Below are 18,121 nucleotides of genomic sequence, written 5' to 3' on the forward strand. Positions count from 1 at the left end.
TCTTTGTTATGCGACACCGTAATTCAGGCCGTAGTTTTAGCCGAACAAGCAGTCATCGTAAAGCTATGTTTTCTAACATGTGCTGCTCTCTGATTGAACATGAATTAATTAAAACTACTTTACCTAAGGCAAAAGATTTGCGTCGATATATTGAACCGTTGATTACTGTGGGTAAAACTGACTCAGTAGCATCACGACGACGCGCGTTTAATATATTGCGTTCTAAATCAGCAGTAGGTAAGCTATTTTCTGATTTAGGCCCACGTTTTGCAAGTAGACAAGGTGGATATTTGCGTATAATTAAGTGTGGTTACAGAGAAGGTGATAATGCACCTATGGCTATCATTGAACTAATGGATAGACCTGTTTCAGCCGTTGATTCAGAAGAGTAGTTATCTGTAAATAGTAGGATAAACAAGCCCGCTTCAAGCGGGCTTTTTTATTGACTAAAAGGGAATATCATCATCGAGACCATCAAAGGCATTTGTAGTAGCACTAGCCGCTGTTGGTTGACTTCTTGGCGCTGATGAGGTCGTGCTATGGTAGGCTTCGCCTTGTGCCTGTGGCATATCTTCGTAGGCAGTCATGGAACCACTACCCGTACGGCTATCTAGCATTTGAATATCAGATGCTACAATTTCAGTTGTATATCGATCTTGACCCTGTTGGTCTTGCCATTTCCTTGTTCTTAAACTTCCCTCGATATAAAGCTTAGAGCCCTTACGAACATATTCTCCAACGATTTCACCAAGTCGATTAAAGCAGACTATGCGGTGCCATTCGGTTCTATCTTGTTTTTCACCAGTGTTCTTGTCTTTCCAAGATTCGCTTGTTGCTAAAGATATAGTCGCAACAGCACTTCCGTTTGGTAGATAACGAACTTCTGGGTCGACCCCAACGTTACCTATCAGTATTACTTTGTTAATTCCTCTTGCCATTTATTCTATTCTCCTTTGTGCGAAAGTTAGTAGGCTATTATACTTAAATCTACTTATGATTAATACTTTTCGACGTCGTGTTGAATTGCTCAAACACCTTTTCTGCGCTTCCTGGAGTATAGGCCTCATTGTCCACTAAGAGATGTAGAGCATGTTCATTAGAAACAAGCTTTGCTTCTTGAACGCCAGGTAGTAATAACAGCTGTTTCTGTAAATCATGGAAGTCATCGATAGAGTTGCGATAGTCAATTATAATCATGCAGCGGTAGGCAGTAGGGTTCATTAAAAATGAAACAAAAAGCCAGATTATTCCAAAAAGCATATTGATTGTAAAAATGGCTTGATGGCCATGCCATTGGTAAAGAATACCAGCCAACGCTCCCCCAAAAAAAATTCCTAGAAACTGGCTAGTGGAGTATATTCCCATAGCAGTTCCTTTGTTTTGTCTGTTAGCTTGTTTTGAAACAAGGGATGGTAGAGATGCCTCCAATACGTTAAACGCAATAAAATATACAAACATGAGTGCACATAGGCTGTACCAATCTTGACAGGTTAAAGCTAATAATCCTTGTGAAATTGCAGTGAAAAGGACTGCTAGAATAAACACCATTTTCAGGTGATGCTTCTTTTCAGAAAGAATTATGAATGGGATCATTAGAATAAAAGAAAAAAGCATTAGCGGTAGATAAAAATGCCATTGTTGAGTCAAATGCCCCAACTGAATTTGATCATTGAGAAGCATAGGTATCGCAAAAAAGGTAGAGGTAAGGATAAAGTGTTGGGTGAAAATACCATAATTAAGTTTTTGTAAATGACTGTTTTTAAGGACTGGTCTAACTAAAGAAATGTTCGTTTCGGTATCATCATGAAAGACTATTTCTTTGGGGTTGGGTATTACTAAGCAGATAAGAAAAATACCTGAAGTTGCCATAATGATAGTCAGCCAAAAAATACCGGCTAGACCATAAAAAGAAGTGATTATGGGACTTATTACCATCGCCAAGCTGAACGAAATTCCAATAGAAACACCAACAACTGCCATAGCTCTAGTACGCTGATTATCAGGGGTTAAATCAGCAAGAAGAGCTATCAAAACACTGCCTATTGCTCCTGCTCCTTGAAGGGTCCTCGCGAGTATCATGCCGTAAATGGAATCTGTTATAGCACCGACGAGACTTCCTATAATAAACAAGAATAATCCCAGGAGTAGAATAGGTTTCCTTCCGTATTTATCAGAAAGCATTCCAAAGGGGATTTGTAATAATCCTTGAGCTAAACCGTAACCACCTAACGCAAATCCAATTAAAGTAGAGGTTGCGCCGTTAAGGGTTGCAGCATAAACCGAGAAAACAGGTATTAATAAAAAAAGCCCCATAAGGCGGAAAGAAAAAATAGTAGCAATTGGAAATACTGTTTTAAGCCAGGAGTGATTCATTCATCTACTTATAGTTACGGTTAAATTGGTGTTGATGGTACAAAGTTAGTGCTTTAGAGACAAGAATTATATTAAATTTATGCAACAATGCCCAGTTGAAATCATTAAGGATAATTTTAATTGACAGCACCTAATAATATAGGTAGTTTGGTGCCATTTTATACTATTGGGATTTCCATATGACTGGAGTAACTTTTTCAGGAAAGGTAGCGTTAATAACTGGTGGTGCCAGAGGTATTGGTAAGGCAACAGCATTAAAATTAGCTAATGCAGGCTGTGATATTGCTGTAGTGTATTACAATAGTTCTGATGAGGCTCAAGCTCTTGTTGCTGAAATACAAGGTTTAGGTAGGAAAGCAATCGCGCTTCAAGCTGACGTAGCTGATCACCAGTCGATAAAGGACATGTTTGTTCAGTTCAAACAGCATTTTAACCACTTGGATTTTTTGGTTAGTAATGCAGCTAGTGGCGTATTAAAGCCTGCATTAAAGATGTCAACTAAACATTGGCGATGGTGTTTAGAAACGAACGCGCTGGCATTGAATCATCTAGTAAGCGAGGGACATGAACTAATGCCCAAGGGAAGTCGAGTCATCGCTTTATCTAGCTTGGGCGCATCTAGAGCCATACCTAACTATGCATTTATAGGTGCATCAAAAGCCGCTCTAGAAGCATTGGTACGATCATTAAGTCTGGAGTTGGCTCCTTTGGGTATTACAGTAAATACAGTTTCTGCGGGTGTTGTAGATACTGATGCGTTGAAACATTTCCCTAATAGAGAGCAATTACTGGATGAATATCAAGCACATGCTTTAGCAGACAGGCCACTAACTCCCAACGATGTAGCAAATGCGATTTACTTATTATGCTTGCCTGAAGCCGGCATGATTAATGCGCATACTTTGTTTGTGGATGCGGGTTATAGCCAGGTAGGTTAATAGTCTACCTCAGGAATTACGAAAAATACCCAATCTCATCGTTTAAAGTCGTTTTAATTCGGTTTTTGAGTTAATCTAAAATCACTCATTAAAACCATTTTGCCTTGACCTTATGGTTTTTCGTAAGTCCTGTAGATGCTTAAACTATTTTTTATGTTATAATTTTAAGCTTTGCAAGCGTAGCAGCTTTTGAGGAAAAATAATGAATGTTAATGAAGTATACCCTAAGGTTAGTGAAATTATTGCTGATGTACTAGTGATTGATCAGGACGATGTAACTGTAGATAAAAGTTTAATAATGGATTTGGGGGCAGAGTCCATTGATTTCCTTGATTTGGTTTTTCAGCTAGAAAAAGAATTTAAAATTAAAATACCACGTGGCCAATTAGAAAAAAATGCTCGTGGTGATCTCGCTGAAGATGAGTTTGAAAAGGGCGGTGCTTTAACTGAACGTGGTTTGGCTGCCTTGAAAAGCTATTTGAGTGAGGTACCTGCAGAACGATTTAAGACAAACATGAAAGTTAATGAAATTCCTATGCTATTTACTGTTGAAACCTTTTGTAAACTTGTTGTATCAGCGTTACAAGAGCAGCAAGCGGTGGAAGCGCTAGCCTAATGCGTTTTTTATTGGTTGACCGAATTGTTGAGTTGTTACCAGGTGCATGGGTCAAAGGTATAAAACACGTTACTTGGGATGATGCCTATCTTAGTACAGATGATCAAGATAGGCCTTGCTTTATATCATCCTTTATAGGTGAAGCGTTAGGTCAGTTAGCTGCATGGAATGTCATGCAAAAAAATGAGTTTACTGCAAGACCAGTGGCTGGAGTTGTCGCCAAAGCGAGTTTACGTAGACCCGCCTATATTGGTGAGACTATTCTCTTAGAATCTTATATAGACTCTATGGATGAGACTGCTGTTCAATATCATAGTGTAGCTCGGGTTGGAACAGAAGAGGTCTTTACCATCGAAGGAGCACTAGGCCCCTTGCTTCCCATGTCTAATTTTATTGGTTCAGACGAAATACGGCAGCAGTTTTCTGAAATTTATCGACCTGGTGATTGGCAAAGTATTACAACAGCAAATGTAGATTGCTTACAAAATATTGAGCAAGACGCAAAATTTATATCAAATCACATGCATTTTGATCGAATTATTCATAGTGATTCGGGTGTCAGTTTAATTGCAGAAAAAAAAGTCAATAGAGCCGCGACGTATTTTCCTGATCATTTTCCTAAAAAACCGGTTCTCCCATTGACTGTTTTACTTGAGTGCAAGCTAAACCTGGCCAAAGAGTTTATAAAAAGAGCGGATTATGACACGGAATATCAAGTGCTCGAATTGCGTAAGATTAAAATGAGTGATTTTGTTCAACCAGGTGATGTTGTGGTGTCGCAAATTACCGTAAAACAAAAATCATCAGATGAGCTGATTTTAAATTTTCGCAGTGAGGTTGAAGGCAAGCGAGTCTGTGTTGTAGATGTAGTATTTATACCCAAGGGCTAATGAAATGATGAAGCGACGTGTTGCTATTACAGGCTTAGGAGCAGTTTCTCCGCTAGGAAACGATGTTGTTAGTACCTGGAATAATTTAATGGCAGGGCATTCAGGCATAGATAACATAAAGCAGTTTGATGCCAGTGCTTTTCCAACTTATATTGCAGCAGAAGTTAAAAATTTTGTTCCACACCCAAGCTTACAGGGGAAACATACGCGCTTTGCCATGTCGTTCACACATTATGCCTTAGAGGCTGCAAGACAAGCATTTGAAGACGCGAATATAATACCAACTGATCAAACAGCAGGCCAGTGGGGTGTTGTTACTGGAAGCGGAATGATGACTTCGGAGTTTGAGTATTTACAACGTTTTCAGCAATGCGCAGCTGTAGCGGGTGATATTGACTGGCAGAAACTTCAAGCATCTTCAAGGGATTTTTATCAACTAGTTGATTTTGGTAAAACCACATCAAACTCAGGTTTATCCATGCTTATTCAACAATTTGGTATTACTGGTTATGCAAGCTCCGTTCATACAGCGTGTGCCTCAGGTGGGCAGGCTTTAGGGTTGGCTTTGCAAGTCCTAAGAAGAGGCGAGGTTGATTACATGCTAGCAGGTGGCTTTGATTCAATGATTAATCCACTAGGACTCTCTAGCTTTTGTCTTTTAGGTGCTTTGTCTACCTATAATGAAACTCCCAATACTGCAAGCCGGCCTTTTGATCTGACTCGAAATGGTTTTGTACTCGGTGAAGGAGCAGCGTTTTTAATCTTAGAGGATTGGGATAAAGCAAAAGCACGAGGCGCTCGTATTTATGCTGAGCTTGCTGGAGAAGGTAATTCTTTAAGTTCTTATAGAATTACTGATTCCCATCCTAATGGTGATGGAGCAATACAAGCTATTGAAAGAGCGCTTTCCGATGCTGGAGTTCAACCAAGAGATGTGGACTACATTAATGCTCATGGAACTTCTACGAAGATGAATGATCTTAGTGAAACAAATGCTATAAAGGCTGTTTTTTCTGAAAGAATAGCGAATTTACCTGTTAGCTCAACAAAGAGCCAAACTGGACATTTGATTGCGGCAGCAGGGGCACTTGAAGCTGTGCTTTCGGTAAAATCGATAGAACAAGGACAAATACCTAAAACGGCTAATTTAACCACTCCTGATCCCGAATGTGACTTAGACTATGTGATTGATGGACCGAGGGAAAAATCATTAGGTGTAGTGGTATCGAATTCCTTTGGTTTTGGTGGGTCAAATAGTTGCTTGCTATTTAAGCATCCTGAATTTCAGGGAGCAAGGTCATGAATAGAGAAAACAGAGTATTCATAACGGGGCGAAGTGCCTTATCGGCTTCTGGAGCAACTGCAGATGAAACCTGGAATGCAATACTTTCTGGCCATTCTGGCATTGACAAGATTGAATCCCTTGAATCAGCCGAATGGGCTTATTGTTTAGGCGGCGAATTGAAGGATTTTCAACCAGCTAAACTGTTGCCTGATAGAAAATTGATAAAGGTTATTTCACGCCATGATGTAATGGGCATTAATGCTGCTGTTCAAGCCGTTGAGCAAAGTAGAATGATCAACTACCGAGATAATCTTGCAGCAGCTGATGAATTTAATGAGCAAACTGCAATTTATGTTGGGTCACCCGGAAATAAATATTTTCAACAGTATGATTTTTTACAATTAATTAGTAAAACTCAAGGTGACATGCGTACTTTTGCACAACAATTATTTGATGAAGTGCATCCCATGTGGTTGTTAAGAATATTGCCAAACAATGTGCTAGCATATACCGGGATTACGTACGGATTTAAAGGACCTAATCATAATGTGACGAATCATGCTGTAGGTGGAACTCAGGCCTTACTAGAAGCGTATCATGCTATAAAATCTGGACAGGCAGAGAGGGCCATCGTCGTGGCGTATGATATAGCAACTGAACCACAAGCATTTTTTTATTACGAAAAATTAGGCGTATTGAGTAATCGACATCTTAAACCTTTTGATGAACAACATGATGGTACTATTCTAGCTGAAGGCGCTGCTGCAATAGTCTTAGAAAGTGAATCCAGTGTTATGGCAAGAGAAGCAACGTGCTATGGTGAAATTGTTGGAGGTTTATCCGCTACTGAATCATCAGGTCTGTTTTCCATAGAATCAGATGGCAAGCATTTGACGCAATTGCTGGAGCAGGCATTGAATATGGCTCTAATAAAGCCTGAAGATATTGGTCTTGTAGTTGCTCATGGCAATGGGAATACTAAGTCAGATATCAGTGAAGCCCATGCAATTAACTCAATCTTTTCAGGATATAAAACGCCAACCACAGCTTTTAAATGGTCCATGGGACATACTGTATGTGCTTCTGGTGTATTAGATGCAGTGCTCACTAGTTATGCACTAAATGCGAATTGCTCACCTGGGATAGCCAATCTTGAAAAAGTTGCATCAAGTTGTGAGGGCTTATCGGTAAGCAGTGATCATCAAGACTTAAAAGGTAAACAGTATGCCGTGATGATCAACAGGGGATTTGCTAGCATGAATGCTTGTTTGGTGATTAAATCCTGTGATTAACTTGAATGAGCAAATTGATCAATTACCTGTTAGTATTGCAGGACGTTTACTCTATCGTTTACTGCCCTATAGAAAAAAGTTGATTCGCGCGAATATAACTCAAGTTTATGGTGATAAGCTAAATGAAACTCAGAAAACGCACTTAATTAAGTCGTATTATTCCCATTTAGCTAAATCTCTGAAAGAAGCAATACAGCTTCGTTTTATGAGTGAACATCAGCTTAGAAATTGTGTGGAAGTTGTTGGTCATGAGAATATGCTGGCAGTTGTGGCTCAACAAAAGGGTGTATTAGTTGTTACCGGACATTTTGGCAATTGGGAATTCGCGCCGCTGGGCGGTGTAATGAATTTTAAAGAATTTAAAGGCCAATTTCATTTTATAAGAAGAACCCTACGTTTTAAACCCATAGAAAAAATCTTATTCAAACGCTACTATCAATCGGGCTTGAATGTCATACCTAAAAAAAACTCATTAGAACAAGTGTGTCTTGCTTTAGAGAAAAATCATGCTGTTATATTTGTTTTGGACCAGCATGCCTCTTTGGTTAATCGCGATGGAATTGCCGTAGAGTTTTTTGGGAAAAAGGCTGGGACTTATAGAAGTTTAGCAACTTTGTCACGGCATACAGGGATTCCAGTTATACCTGCAGCAAGTTATCGATTACCAAATGGAAAGCATGTTTTGGAGTTTCATGACCCAATTCCATGGAAGGATTATGAAAGTACTCAAGAATCACTTTACCAAAACACGCTAGCTTATAACCAAGCACTTGAGAAGATCATTCTTGCTCATCCTGAGCAGTGGAATTGGATGCATAAACGTTGGAAGTTAGCCTAGAACAATTAGGAGGATTTTCGCGCTTTTCTTTTTCTCTCATCTCTTAAGTGTTTTAGTACAACAAATAGAGCATTAATTTGTTCTTCATTAATGAATACTAAAACCATTGCATCTTTATCTGTTCTTAATATCTCATAATTAACATTGATCGCAAAATTATTAATATGTATTTCAATAACTCCTGCTGATGGTAAATGAACGCTCTTTTTTATAACAAGAGCGCCATTGGAAGAGATTTCTATAACATCAAGGGCTACATGTGAGATGAATGCACGCATTTCTCCATTATTTTTCATTCTGAAATATAGCCTTTTTTCTTCCATATCTACTTCAATTTTATGTGGTTTAACTTTAATTTTGGTGTATTACTGTGATCCCGTCAAGTAAGCAATTATTAGTTATATAGAGGAGCTATTTTATTCTTACTGAACATGAAGATAATTCCTTCGCAATTGAACTTGTTTCAATGTATGAACTTGCGCGAGTATAAAATCTAGAAAGTTTACCCAGAGCCGAGGTAACTGTTTCTGATAGCAAATTAGCTGTTTGATTGAGAAGGGTTTCAGGCGCTGGTTTTTTAACGGAGGGATTAGTGATAACTGGTATTTGTTGTGGCATAGGGCAGTTAAGCTCCTTTTTAAATTCATTTAAAAACATTGAGCTATCGGGAAATTCTCCAGCAAGTTGTTGCGCATCATCGCTTTTATTCTGAGCTAATTTAATTTCTATCAAGCGCAGGGAGTTAAGTTCAAATAAACCCTGATGGGTATTAAGCCAAGCGCTGATTTCTGAATTACTCTCCGATAAAACCAACAGTGACTTATACAACTGTTGTATCTCTTGACGAATAGATTCTTCATTTTTAGTACTCGCCTTCAATGCAAATACCCTATATGATTTTATTAACGCATCTAGGTTTTCAACAGAGCAATCAGATTTGATTTCTTTCAGAATGCCGATTATATCTGCTTGCATGACATCATGTATTGCAGTAGTATTGATGCGCGATTCTGTGTTTTTTTGCACAAGGTTAGCATCTACATTGTCTGTTGCAACAACATACATCGGTGGATTCGGGTAGAAAAAGCCGGTCCAACCATAGTACCAACACCGTTTAAAGCGTCTAAATAGGCGATCAAAGAAACCTGTTTCCTCACTGAATTTAATTTCCAATGTTGCTTCCTTTTGTGCTTGTTTGACCATGTCACATACTTCTTTATGAAGATCTGGATTGAGCTTTTTAAGGGCTAACTCACAAAGATTAACTACGTGGTTGTAATTTTCAACGCCTCCTTGTTGACCATACTGATGAATGGTTTGTTTTGCATTGTGGAGGATTAAGAAATAGGCGATTTGCTCATCAAAAAGTTCAGGGAAATTTAAAAATGCACTATAGATAGTATCTCTAATGGGTTGCGACAGCTCATTACGAGTAATTAGAATAACAATATGATGTAGCGATTGCCTACGAGTCTCAGTAGCTCCTTCTTGGAGGCAATAGTTCAAGTAATCAGTAATCAACTTGTCGAGGTGTTTTGTTTCACCTTTAAAATGCATAATGAAATAATCAAGTGAGGTAATCGTTTTTTTCCTCTGTACCAACTCTGCAACTAGAGGATGTTCTTTAATGTCAGTGGGGATAAGTTCAAGGACATTGTCTGTCGTCGTATCAGTAGCCGAATAAAGAAAACCTAATACACCGGTGTTTTGTTCTTGAGGTTTATTTTTATCTTCAGGGGCGATAGGTTGAATCCTTTGTATAAGGCATTGAGGATTAAGAGCGTTCTCCTCATAGAATAAGCTAATATCACCACTTTCAGCATTTGCTCTAAGGTAATAATTAATGAACAGAGAGATATAGCTATTGATTCGTTTAAATTGCTCGAACTGGCTTAAGCAAATGATTAATTGGATTGTATTTTTGGAAAATGGGCACTTTGAATTTAATAAATTGAATGCATGCAGTGTGATAAACTCAACCATGGATTTGCTTTGGTGACCTTGCATAAAGAGGCGCAGAGCGTGGACTAAAATTCTATCATTGGTGTATTTAAGTTTAGCCAAATGAGCGGGTTGATATAACTGGATATGCTGGAGCATTTTGCTACTAAGAGAATCACGAATCGGTTGCTCTAAAGAGTTCAATTCCGATAGGACTAACGGACTTGCTATTCTCATTAAATGAGCAAGAACAAGATGTGCATTTGGCATGAAATAATAATGTCTAAGCCAATATGAAATGATGTTAGGATGGGGGTTTCTTCCAAGTAGCGCACTTATCTGTTGTTCTGAAAGTAGGTGAAAATGAGGAATTGAGAAAAGAATACTTGTGGCTGCTTCCGGTTCTAGCACTCCAATGCGTTGGGTGGTAAGAGTACTAGGTTGTATCTGATGAACAAAAGTATTCAACCTGGAAGGGATATGTTGATTATTATTTTTAATGGCGTCAAGTATTGAGGGGCCCTTAAGATTTGTTAAATAGTCCTCTTGACTTAACAAATAAATGATTAATAACGATTTGACTTGCTTATCTTCTGCAAGCTGTATGATTTCAAGAACTTGTCGGTGAGAAAATTGACTTACTACCATAGCCTCTATGAATCTATTTTGATTCTCGTCATTGGTATTAATTTCCTTAATGTAGTCGGAATTATTGATCGCGATTTTTAAAAGTTCAAAATTTAAGGGGGAATTTCCTTTCATGCGACGCTCCAGCCATTTGAATGACGTTAATTTTATGATGTAGGGTAAAAGCGTTGCATCATCTGGTGAAAGTAATAAACATTGAGTGCTAAACCAATGCTTTTGGTTTGCTGTTAAAGAGGTTTCTTGAGTTACCGCTATTTTTATTGTCCTCGCTAATTGTCCGTGGGAATGTAATATCTGTAATCGCGTAGCTAATTCTGGAGGAGGTAACTGGGAATCATTGTAGGCACTTAATAGACTAATAAATTGCTGAATGAGTTCCGTAGGATTATCCAGTGATGGCGGGCTGCCTTTAGAATCAGTCATTGGCTCCTCCTTGACCTTAGCTCTATCAAAAGACCTTTTTAAACGTTAGGTTCGAATTCGAATTCGCTTATTAAATTCCAGTGTGTCTTGAGATTAAGTTTCTTGTTGTTCTGTTAATTCCATTTAATGGATACGGTCAGAATAACTGACTGAAAAAAAAATTCAATAGGTGATTTAAAAGTGGTAAATAGGTTATGGAAGCATTTTTCCTTCATAAACGAAGGCAGCAGGGCCGGTAAGAATTATATCTCCATCAATTTTGGGCCAACTGACCTGCAAATCACCTCCGAGTAAAGATATGGAGATTAGATCTGCAAGATTATAAAAAAGTCGGCCAATCGCAGCAGCTGCTACAGCACCACTACCACAAGCAATAGTTTCCCCGCAGCCGCGCTCATACACCCTTAGCTTGATATGATGTTCATTCAAAATTTGCATGAACTCAACATTCGTTTGCTCTGGAAATAGAGGGTGCAAACAGATCTGCTTTCCTAATGCGTGGACAGGTGCCTGATCGACATCTGGAACTGCTAACACTGCATGAGGATTCCCTACACCAATTGAATGAAAGTTAACAATCTGCTCATCGTTGAGGCGAAGGGAGTATTGGTCTAATTGTGTAGGCACATTTAAAGGAATTTGAGCCGGAGATAGTTTTGGTTTACCCATGTTAACACTGACAGAATCATCAGCGTTTATTACCAATTCCATATGAGTGGTTTTTGTTGCAACGGTCAGTTTATTTTTATTGGTAAGTCCATAATGTTTTGCGAATAATGCAATGCACCTGGCTCCATTTCCACATTGTCCAACTTCTTGTCCATCGGCATTAAAAATTCGATATTGAAAATCGATATTTTCATTTTGGCTAGGTTCAATCAGTAAACATTGATCAAAGCCAATTCCTGTACTGCGATTTGCCATTTTTGCAATTTGAAGTGGATTGAGTTTGATCTGTTGATGGATAGCGTCGATGACTATGAAGTCATTCCCTAAGCCATGCATTTTAGTAAAGTGTATCGTCATTTAGTTGCTCATCATTTAGAAGTTGTGCCAGTGATTTTGGAGGTATCTGGTAAGTACAATGGCCCCTTTTGACCACAAGCAGATACACATAGAGACACTAGACATACTATAAAAATGAATTGGGGGAATTTCATCTAATTAAATTATAGGGTGTTTTATCAGAGATTATATTTAAACTGCCCATTGAATTCCATTTTTTTTCTATATTTTGTCTTCTAAACTTGCGCAGTTCTTTCTCATTGAGGATAATTTCAATTTTAGTTGGAGAATCTCTTTTGACCATTTATACGAAAGAACCTCAAGTAAAAGCACAGGCCTGCATTATCTGGATGCATGGATTGGGTGCTGATGCTTCAGACATGATGGGATTGGCTGATCAATTAAATGATCAGGATTTAGGTATAAAGCATGTATTTCTAGATGCTCCTTTAAGATCAGTAACCTTGAATAACGGTATGATTATGCCTGCTTGGTACGATATTATTGGTTTAGATTTAATCCATCGTGAGGATAAGGAAGGAATTGAAGAGTCTGCTGCTATGATAAGAAGCGTTCTTGATTCACAATTACAAAGTGAATTCACATCCCAACAACTATTTTTAGCAGGTTTTTCTCAAGGAGGAGCTATGGCTTTGCATACTGCTCTGAATTATGAGGGTAGTCTTGGTGGAATTATTGCACTATCAGCTTATATCCCTCTGGCTAATCATATAATTCCAAGTTTAGATGGCAGCACGCCAATTTTTATGGGTGCAGGCCAATACGATCCTTTAGTATTACCAAAATGGACACAGCAGAGTAAAAATTGGTTATTGTCTCAAGGATTTAAAGAGATTTCTTATCATGAATATCCTATGGAGCATTCAGTGTGTTTCGAAGAACTAAAAGACCTTGGCTTATGGTTGAATCAACAAATACAAGGAGCTTATTAATGCCTATAGTGAAACGATCGCGAACGGTTTCCTTTACCTGTGAGCAAATGTATCGTTTGGTGAATGAAGTAGAGAATTACGCGGAGTTCTTACCTTATTGTACTGAAAGTAAAGTGAATCATCGAGATGCAGATGAAGTGCAGGCTACTTTAGTTATTGGAGCAGCAGGCATGAGTAAGTCTTTTACCACACGTAACCGATTGCAAGTCAATAAAATGATTGAAATTCGACTTGTAGATGGTCCATTCAGTCATCTTGAGGGATTTTGGAGATTCGACGAAGTGAAAAAAGGTTGTCAAATTTCATTCGATTTGGAGTTTGAGTTTAAAGGAAAAATATTTTCAATGCTGCTAGGCCCTGTTTTTGATCAAGTGACTGATAAGATGGTTGATGCATTTTGTGAAAGAGCCGAGGCAGTGTATGGTTCAAGTTGAGTTGATTTATGTTCCTGGATCGGGTTCGACGGTCCATATGCGGCTGGATTTAAAGGATGGAGCTACCGTTGAGCAAGCTCTCAACCAATCGAATATATACAGCATTTGTCCAGAAACAAATGGTTTAGCTATCGGTATTTATGGCAAATTGGTCTCAAATGAGACCACATTAAAGGAAGGAGACCGGATAGAGCTTTATCGGTCTTTAATCCTCGATCCAAAGGACAAGCGCCGGAAAGTCGCTCAAGTCAAATTGAAAACTAAGCTCGCGAATAAAAAGCGGGATTGACAGAGCGACTACGTTTCTTTTATGGCTTATGCTCAATTTTTGCCAACGAATTATTGGAGAAATACAGAACTACCTTTCGTTTTTCTATAGCTCCTTGACCTCTTCGCCAAGTGTAAGCGTAGTCCCACCGATTGTTATTAAACATAGGACTTAATAAGCTTGTCCCCATTAATAGGGCAACATCATTTTTACTCATTCCAACTTTCAGTCGATTAATTTTTGACTGAGGGAGCAGATTGCCTTGTTGAGTTATTCGTCTTGACAAATCAATGGAAGAGCATTGAGTCAATCCTAAGGTTAATATCACACACATGAAAAGGGTTATTAGTCGCATTTTTTTGCCTACCATGAAAAATTTCGCCATAATAGCATGTCATTTGTTGAAAGGCACCTGTCATCAAGTTGAATTCATTAGTGTAAAGGAGCTCGTGTGGAAGAAAGTCAGCAGCTAAAAGACGCTGGATTGAAAATTACAGTACCTCGATTAAAAGTATTACAAATTTTAGAGCAGTCTCGTCATCATCACTTGAGCGCTGAAGGAGTTTATAAAGCGTTGTTAGAATCAGGGGAAGATGTTGGTTTGGCTACTGTATATCGAGTATTAACTCAATTTGAAGCTGCAGGATTGGTTGCACGTCATAATTTTGAAGGGGGATACTCTGTATTCGAGTTGTCTCAAGGCGAACATCATGATCACTTGGTTTGCGTTAAATGCGGACGAGTTGAAGAATTTTGTGATGAAGAAATTGAAAAAAGACAAAAAATTATTGCCGAACGTGCCCACTTTAAAATGACGGATCATGCTTTGAATATCTATGGTATTTGCCCTAAATGTGCGTGAGTTTGGTTTTGAGTGAGTTCTGAAGTATACAAAAGTCAGGGAGAGATATGGATTTCGATTACATCATTATTGGAGGCGGAAGTGCAGGATGCCTTTTGGCCGCTCGATTAAGCGAAAACCCTGAGAATACTGTATTGTTGTTAGAGTCTGGAGGAAGCAATCAATCTCTATTTATTCAGATACCATTCTTTACTGTGTTTACCATGCCTTTTTGTTTAAAAAATTGGCATTACTACACTGAACCACAACCTGGACTGAATAATAGAAGAGGTTATCAGCCTAGAGGCAAAGTGCTCGGAGGTTCTAGTGGCATCAATGCGATGATTTATATTCGAGGCCAGAAGGAGGATTATGATGAATGGGAAAAATCGACTTCTTCTGATTGGAGTTATAACGCGGTATTGCCTCTGTTTAAACGGTTTGAAAACAATGCGACGATAAACAGTGCATTTCATGGGTATCAAGGGGAGTTGGCTGTCAATGATTTGATTAGTCCCAACCCGGCGTCACAAGTTTTTATTGATGCTGCTGTGGCTTGTGGCTATAGGAGAAATACTGATTTTAATGGAGCCGAGCAGTCGGGAGTTGGTTTTTATCAAGTTACACAAAAGTCTGGAAAAAGACATTCTTCTGCAGATGCTTTTCTGCAATCCATTTTATCCAAACCAAATTTAACCGTTTTATTGAAAGCCCATGCCATGAAGTTAATGTTTAATCATAAACATTGTTCCGGTGTCCGAGTTAGGCACCAGGGAAAACACGTCGAATTTACCGCTAAGAAGAAAGTGATATTAACCGCGGGGGCAATAAATACTCCTCAGCTCCTTTTACTTTCAGGTGTTGGTTCAAAAGAACAGTTGGATAAGTTTGGTATAGCTTGTGTTCATGAATTGCCTGGTGTAGGGGAGAATCTTCATGATCATCCTGATTATGTGCATGTGTACAAATCCAAAAACGCTGAGTTATTAGGCTTCAATCCTTCAGGAATCATTGACATCATTAAAGGCTTAAGGGAATACAGGCGATTTAAATCAGGAATAATCACTTCAAATTTTGCGGAGGCGGGGGGCTTTCTCTCTAGTGATAATCATGTATCCAGACCAGATATCCAATTGCATTTTGTTCCGGGAGTTGTAGACAATCACTGCCATAAATTTCACTTTTTTAAAGGGATGTCTTTGCATTGTTGCGTATTAAGACCTAAGAGCAGAGGGCAAATTAGCTTGAAATCTGCAAACCCATTCCATGCACCAGCAATTCATCCGAATTTTCTTGATCATGAATACGACGTCAATACGATGATTAAAGCGTATCAAATGAGTCAAGAAATTATGGAACATCCTTTATTCGCTTCTTATGGCGCTAAGCCTCTCTATCCCGCCAAATCAGAGGAGGAAATACTTCATCTCATTCGACAACGTACCGATACTGTTTATCATCCTGTTGGTAGCTGCCGAATGGGCAAGGATGAAATGGCCGTAGTTGATCCTAAACTCAATGTTTATGGTGTTGAAGGGTTAATGATAGCAGACGCATCAATCATGCCGGCCGTCATCTCTGGGAATACGAATGCTCCTACGATGATGATAGCAGAGCAAGCAGCTAAGTTTATTTTGGAAAAGGGCTAGAGTTTGTTAATTATTCATTCCAAGGCCTACGTCACGTGGCCAATGTCATAAAGTAAAATTAGTAGCCTGTATTAATCTGGGTTAATACAGGCTACTAATTTAACAGAACTGTGGTGCTTTTCATAAATCCTAATAAGTATTAATTAATCTAAATTAATAGCGTAGGAATAAGTGCCAAATCCATCATAGGTGGTATTGATATAACGCATTCCATTACAAGACGCACTAACCACTGGATGCATCATCAATGGTCCATCTTTGATATCTAGAACGCACCAATGATCATTGTCATAGGCGACAGTTACATGGGCATATCCAGCGCGGCAGTCAAACCCGTCTCTGATAACAAAACTACGAGGTCCTACGAGTTGTAATATCACGTCAGAATCATTAAAACCACTAACAATGTACACTCCTGGATGGGTTGTATCGCTTAGGTGAAAATAGTCTTTATATCCGCAATACGATTCTTTAGCATGAGCATTCATGAACATCATACTAGCAGCAATGACAGCTATCCATTTTTTCATTTGTGTACACCTTTTTTATTGTAATGAGATGCCGATTATAGGGAATGATTGATGATAAAACAACCATTCATTGCCTTTCCTTGATGAAGGTAAAAGCTCCCTTTTTGACTTGCATGAGATAGGGGGTTTTAAATTTAATATTGTTGCCATATCCATCAAAAAGGTAAGTGGAAACCAATCCACGATAGGCATGGTTGTGAAAATAATCAGCAATATCAGAGGTGGCCAGTGATTTTTTTGATGTGGCCGCATTAGCAACCAATAAAATCGAATCATAGCCTAATATCGAAAATTGATCGGGTTCCGATTTGTATTTTTTTAAATAGGCTTCCCTGAATGCAGCTAAGCGTGAATTTTTAAAATAATCCAGCTGAGCGAATGCAACTGCCACTAATCCCTCAGAGTGTTTGCCGCAAAGTTTAATGATTTCGTCATTAGCAAAAGTATCACCAGAAATAATTGGAACATCGATAGGGGCTTCACGGATCTGGTTTAGGATATAAGCACCTTCAGGTAAAGTCCCTATCAGCAAGATGGAGTCAAACTCATAATGTTGGTTCCAAAAATCAAATAAATCGGTGTAGTTTCCAGATTGCTCGTAGTAACTTCGCCGATCAACTATATTAATCCCTAAGCTAGTTGCTCTTTTCTCGAAGTTATTCGCTAAATCTAAGCCATACTCTGTTCTTGGATAAAATACGATTGCCTTTTTATAACCATGATTGACAAAATAGCTGGCTAGACTTCTTCCAATTTCTGTATTTTTGGGGATCATACGAAATATATAATTGCGCTTATTTTCAGTGATGGAGTCACTCGTCGCTGTCGGAGTTATCATTAAGATTTGATTTCGCTCATAGATGCTTGATACCGGTAGAGTCACATCAGAAGACACATGCCCAATTACTGCAATTAGATTAGGTTCTCGCGTAAGCGATTCAGCAACGACCATTCCTTCATTCACATCATCATTTGTTTTGATATGCTTTAAAACAATGTGCCGTCCTAGCAATCCACCTTTGCTATTTAGCTCTTCAACGGCTAAATCTGCTCCGCGAATTAGATTTGCATTACTTTCATTAGGAACTTTAAGTTCTATGATAGCAATTTGGACATTTTTTGATTCATGAAACCAATTGCAAGAAGACAACATTATCAAGGCACAGGCTATAAAAAATCTGGATTTCATCAATACTC

Annotated in this window: 21 protein-coding genes; 12 read left to right on the forward strand and 9 right to left on the reverse strand. The window is 38.6% G+C overall.

Annotated elements, in window-relative coordinates:
* Positions 1–8: 8 nt before the first annotated feature.
* On the forward strand, positions 9–392 hold the full coding sequence (rplQ, locus tag Lwal_RS11985; RefSeq protein WP_058481043.1) for a 50S ribosomal protein L17: 384 nt from the start codon (positions 9–11) through the stop codon (positions 390–392).
* A 54-nt stretch (positions 393–446) separates the two neighbouring features.
* Here rplQ and ssb read toward each other — a convergent pair whose 3' ends face one another.
* Positions 447–938, reverse strand: coding sequence for a single-stranded DNA-binding protein (gene ssb, locus Lwal_RS11990; protein ID WP_058481044.1), 492 nt, complete (start codon positions 936–938; stop codon positions 447–449).
* 49 nt (positions 939–987) lie between these two features.
* On the reverse strand, positions 988–2,373 hold the full coding sequence (locus Lwal_RS11995) for an MFS transporter (RefSeq protein WP_058481045.1): 1,386 nt from the start codon (positions 2,371–2,373) through the stop codon (positions 988–990).
* Positions 2,374–2,552: 179 nt separating this feature from the next.
* On the opposite strand from Lwal_RS11995, the gene fabL reads away from it, so the two are divergent.
* The 6 genes from fabL (at position 2,553) to Lwal_RS12025 (ending at position 8,232) form a co-directional block, all read left to right on the forward strand.
* Entirely contained in the window at positions 2,553–3,311 is a 759-nt protein-coding gene (fabL, locus tag Lwal_RS12000) for an enoyl-[acyl-carrier-protein] reductase FabL (RefSeq protein WP_058481046.1), read from the forward strand.
* 202 nt (positions 3,312–3,513) lie between these two features.
* Complete coding sequence (locus Lwal_RS12005; RefSeq protein ID WP_058481047.1) at positions 3,514–3,927, forward strand: acyl carrier protein; 414 nt, start codon at positions 3,514–3,516, stop codon at positions 3,925–3,927.
* Positions 3,927–4,817: an ApeI family dehydratase gene (locus Lwal_RS12010; RefSeq protein ID WP_058481048.1), complete on the forward strand. Its 891-nt coding sequence runs from the start codon at positions 3,927–3,929 to the stop codon at positions 4,815–4,817. The genes Lwal_RS12005 and Lwal_RS12010 overlap by 1 nt, the downstream gene beginning before the upstream one ends.
* Positions 4,818–4,824: 7 nt before the next feature.
* Complete coding sequence (locus Lwal_RS12015) at positions 4,825–6,120, forward strand: beta-ketoacyl-[acyl-carrier-protein] synthase family protein (protein ID WP_083500105.1); 1,296 nt, start codon at positions 4,825–4,827, stop codon at positions 6,118–6,120.
* A complete protein-coding gene (locus Lwal_RS12020) occupies positions 6,117–7,394 on the forward strand; it encodes a beta-ketoacyl-[acyl-carrier-protein] synthase family protein (protein ID WP_058481050.1) in 1,278 nt (425 codons plus the stop codon). The genes Lwal_RS12015 and Lwal_RS12020 overlap by 4 nt, the downstream gene beginning before the upstream one ends.
* Complete coding sequence (locus Lwal_RS12025) at positions 7,387–8,232, forward strand: lysophospholipid acyltransferase family protein (protein ID WP_058481051.1); 846 nt, start codon at positions 7,387–7,389, stop codon at positions 8,230–8,232. Before Lwal_RS12020 ends, Lwal_RS12025 begins: the two co-directional genes overlap by 8 nt.
* 5 nt (positions 8,233–8,237) lie before the next feature.
* Here the strand turns inward: Lwal_RS12025 and Lwal_RS12030 are convergent, their stop codons facing one another.
* From Lwal_RS12030 to lptM, 4 genes are all read right to left on the reverse strand, one after another.
* On the reverse strand, positions 8,238–8,555 hold the full coding sequence (locus tag Lwal_RS12030; RefSeq protein ID WP_058481052.1) for a PilZ-like domain-containing protein: 318 nt from the start codon (positions 8,553–8,555) through the stop codon (positions 8,238–8,240).
* An 88-nt stretch (positions 8,556–8,643) separates the two neighbouring features.
* Positions 8,644–11,244, reverse strand: a complete 2,601-nt coding sequence (locus Lwal_RS12035; protein WP_058481053.1) for a hypothetical protein — start codon at positions 11,242–11,244, stop codon at positions 8,644–8,646.
* A gap of 192 nt (positions 11,245–11,436) precedes the next feature.
* The gene (gene dapF / locus Lwal_RS12040; protein ID WP_058481054.1) at positions 11,437–12,270 is read right to left on the reverse strand and encodes a diaminopimelate epimerase; all 834 of its coding nucleotides are present in this window, start codon (positions 12,268–12,270) and stop codon (positions 11,437–11,439) included.
* Between the two features lie 11 nt (positions 12,271–12,281).
* Complete coding sequence (gene lptM, locus Lwal_RS17435; RefSeq protein WP_133141216.1) at positions 12,282–12,404, reverse strand: LPS translocon maturation chaperone LptM; 123 nt, start codon at positions 12,402–12,404, stop codon at positions 12,282–12,284.
* Between the two features lie 141 nt (positions 12,405–12,545).
* On the opposite strand from lptM, the gene Lwal_RS12045 reads away from it, so the two are divergent.
* The 3 genes from Lwal_RS12045 to Lwal_RS12055 are packed head-to-tail and all read left to right on the forward strand — an operon-like array spanning position 12,546 to position 13,925.
* Positions 12,546–13,202 carry an alpha/beta hydrolase gene (locus tag Lwal_RS12045; RefSeq protein ID WP_083500097.1) on the forward strand — a complete coding sequence of 219 codons (657 nt, stop codon included), beginning with the start codon at positions 12,546–12,548 and terminating at the stop codon, positions 13,200–13,202.
* Positions 13,202–13,636, forward strand: coding sequence for a type II toxin-antitoxin system RatA family toxin (locus Lwal_RS12050; protein WP_058481055.1), 435 nt, complete (start codon positions 13,202–13,204; stop codon positions 13,634–13,636). The genes Lwal_RS12045 and Lwal_RS12050 overlap by 1 nt, the downstream gene beginning before the upstream one ends.
* Positions 13,623–13,925 (forward strand): RnfH family protein, encoded by a 303-nt coding sequence (locus Lwal_RS12055; protein ID WP_058481056.1) that lies wholly within the window; start codon positions 13,623–13,625, stop codon positions 13,923–13,925. The genes Lwal_RS12050 and Lwal_RS12055 overlap by 14 nt, the downstream gene beginning before the upstream one ends.
* Before the next feature lie 19 nt (positions 13,926–13,944).
* Here the strand turns inward: Lwal_RS12055 and Lwal_RS12060 are convergent, their stop codons facing one another.
* Complete coding sequence (locus Lwal_RS12060; protein WP_058481057.1) at positions 13,945–14,289, reverse strand: outer membrane protein assembly factor BamE; 345 nt, start codon at positions 14,287–14,289, stop codon at positions 13,945–13,947.
* A gap of 66 nt (positions 14,290–14,355) precedes the next feature.
* On the opposite strand from Lwal_RS12060, the gene fur reads away from it, so the two are divergent.
* Both fur and Lwal_RS12070 read left to right on the forward strand, forming a co-directional pair.
* The gene (gene fur, locus Lwal_RS12065) at positions 14,356–14,766 is read left to right on the forward strand and encodes a ferric iron uptake transcriptional regulator (RefSeq protein WP_058481058.1); all 411 of its coding nucleotides are present in this window, start codon (positions 14,356–14,358) and stop codon (positions 14,764–14,766) included.
* 47 nt (positions 14,767–14,813) lie between these two features.
* Entirely contained in the window at positions 14,814–16,394 is a 1,581-nt protein-coding gene (locus tag Lwal_RS12070; protein ID WP_058481059.1) for a GMC family oxidoreductase, read from the forward strand.
* A gap of 143 nt (positions 16,395–16,537) precedes the next feature.
* On the opposite strand, the gene Lwal_RS12075 is transcribed toward Lwal_RS12070, so the two are convergent.
* Both Lwal_RS12075 and Lwal_RS12080 read right to left on the reverse strand, forming a co-directional pair.
* Positions 16,538–16,924, reverse strand: coding sequence for a hypothetical protein (locus Lwal_RS12075; RefSeq protein WP_058481060.1), 387 nt, complete (start codon positions 16,922–16,924; stop codon positions 16,538–16,540).
* A gap of 67 nt (positions 16,925–16,991) precedes the next feature.
* Positions 16,992–18,113 carry an ABC transporter substrate-binding protein gene (locus Lwal_RS12080; protein WP_058481061.1) on the reverse strand — a complete coding sequence of 374 codons (1,122 nt, stop codon included), beginning with the start codon at positions 18,111–18,113 and terminating at the stop codon, positions 16,992–16,994.
* Positions 18,114–18,121: the final 8 nt, after the last annotated feature.

The organism is Legionella waltersii, assembly GCF_001468085.1.
GTDB classification, from domain to species: domain Bacteria; phylum Pseudomonadota; class Gammaproteobacteria; order Legionellales; family Legionellaceae; genus Legionella; species Legionella waltersii.

Bases quoted from the DNA above. Each gene is read 5' to 3' on its own strand.
- rplQ (WP_058481043.1), top strand. From the start codon at position 9: ATGCGACACCGTAATTCAGGCCGTAGTTTTAGCCGAACAAGCAGTCAT.
- ssb (WP_058481044.1), bottom strand. From the start codon at position 938: ATGGCAAGAGGAATTAACAAAGTAATACTGATAGGTAACGTTGGGGTC.
- Lwal_RS11995 (WP_058481045.1), bottom strand. From the start codon at position 2,373: ATGAATCACTCCTGGCTTAAAACAGTATTTCCAATTGCTACTATTTTT.
- fabL (WP_058481046.1), top strand. From the start codon at position 2,553: ATGACTGGAGTAACTTTTTCAGGAAAGGTAGCGTTAATAACTGGTGGT.
- Lwal_RS12005 (WP_058481047.1), top strand. From the start codon at position 3,514: ATGAATGTTAATGAAGTATACCCTAAGGTTAGTGAAATTATTGCTGAT.
- Lwal_RS12010 (WP_058481048.1), top strand. From the start codon at position 3,927: ATGCGTTTTTTATTGGTTGACCGAATTGTTGAGTTGTTACCAGGTGCA.
- Lwal_RS12015 (WP_083500105.1), top strand. From the start codon at position 4,825: ATGAAGCGACGTGTTGCTATTACAGGCTTAGGAGCAGTTTCTCCGCTA.
- Lwal_RS12020 (WP_058481050.1), top strand. From the start codon at position 6,117: ATGAATAGAGAAAACAGAGTATTCATAACGGGGCGAAGTGCCTTATCG.
- Lwal_RS12030 (WP_058481052.1), bottom strand. From the start codon at position 8,555: ATGGAAGAAAAAAGGCTATATTTCAGAATGAAAAATAATGGAGAAATG.
- Lwal_RS12035 (WP_058481053.1), bottom strand. From the start codon at position 11,244: ATGACTGATTCTAAAGGCAGCCCGCCATCACTGGATAATCCTACGGAA.
- dapF (WP_058481054.1), bottom strand. From the start codon at position 12,270: ATGACGATACACTTTACTAAAATGCATGGCTTAGGGAATGACTTCATA.
- lptM (WP_133141216.1), bottom strand. From the start codon at position 12,404: ATGAAATTCCCCCAATTCATTTTTATAGTATGTCTAGTGTCTCTATGT.
- Lwal_RS12050 (WP_058481055.1), top strand. From the start codon at position 13,202: ATGCCTATAGTGAAACGATCGCGAACGGTTTCCTTTACCTGTGAGCAA.
- Lwal_RS12055 (WP_058481056.1), top strand. From the start codon at position 13,623: ATGGTTCAAGTTGAGTTGATTTATGTTCCTGGATCGGGTTCGACGGTC.
- Lwal_RS12060 (WP_058481057.1), bottom strand. From the start codon at position 14,289: ATGGCGAAATTTTTCATGGTAGGCAAAAAAATGCGACTAATAACCCTT.
- Lwal_RS12070 (WP_058481059.1), top strand. From the start codon at position 14,814: ATGGATTTCGATTACATCATTATTGGAGGCGGAAGTGCAGGATGCCTT.
- Lwal_RS12075 (WP_058481060.1), bottom strand. From the start codon at position 16,924: ATGAAAAAATGGATAGCTGTCATTGCTGCTAGTATGATGTTCATGAAT.
- Lwal_RS12080 (WP_058481061.1), bottom strand. From the start codon at position 18,113: ATGAAATCCAGATTTTTTATAGCCTGTGCCTTGATAATGTTGTCTTCT.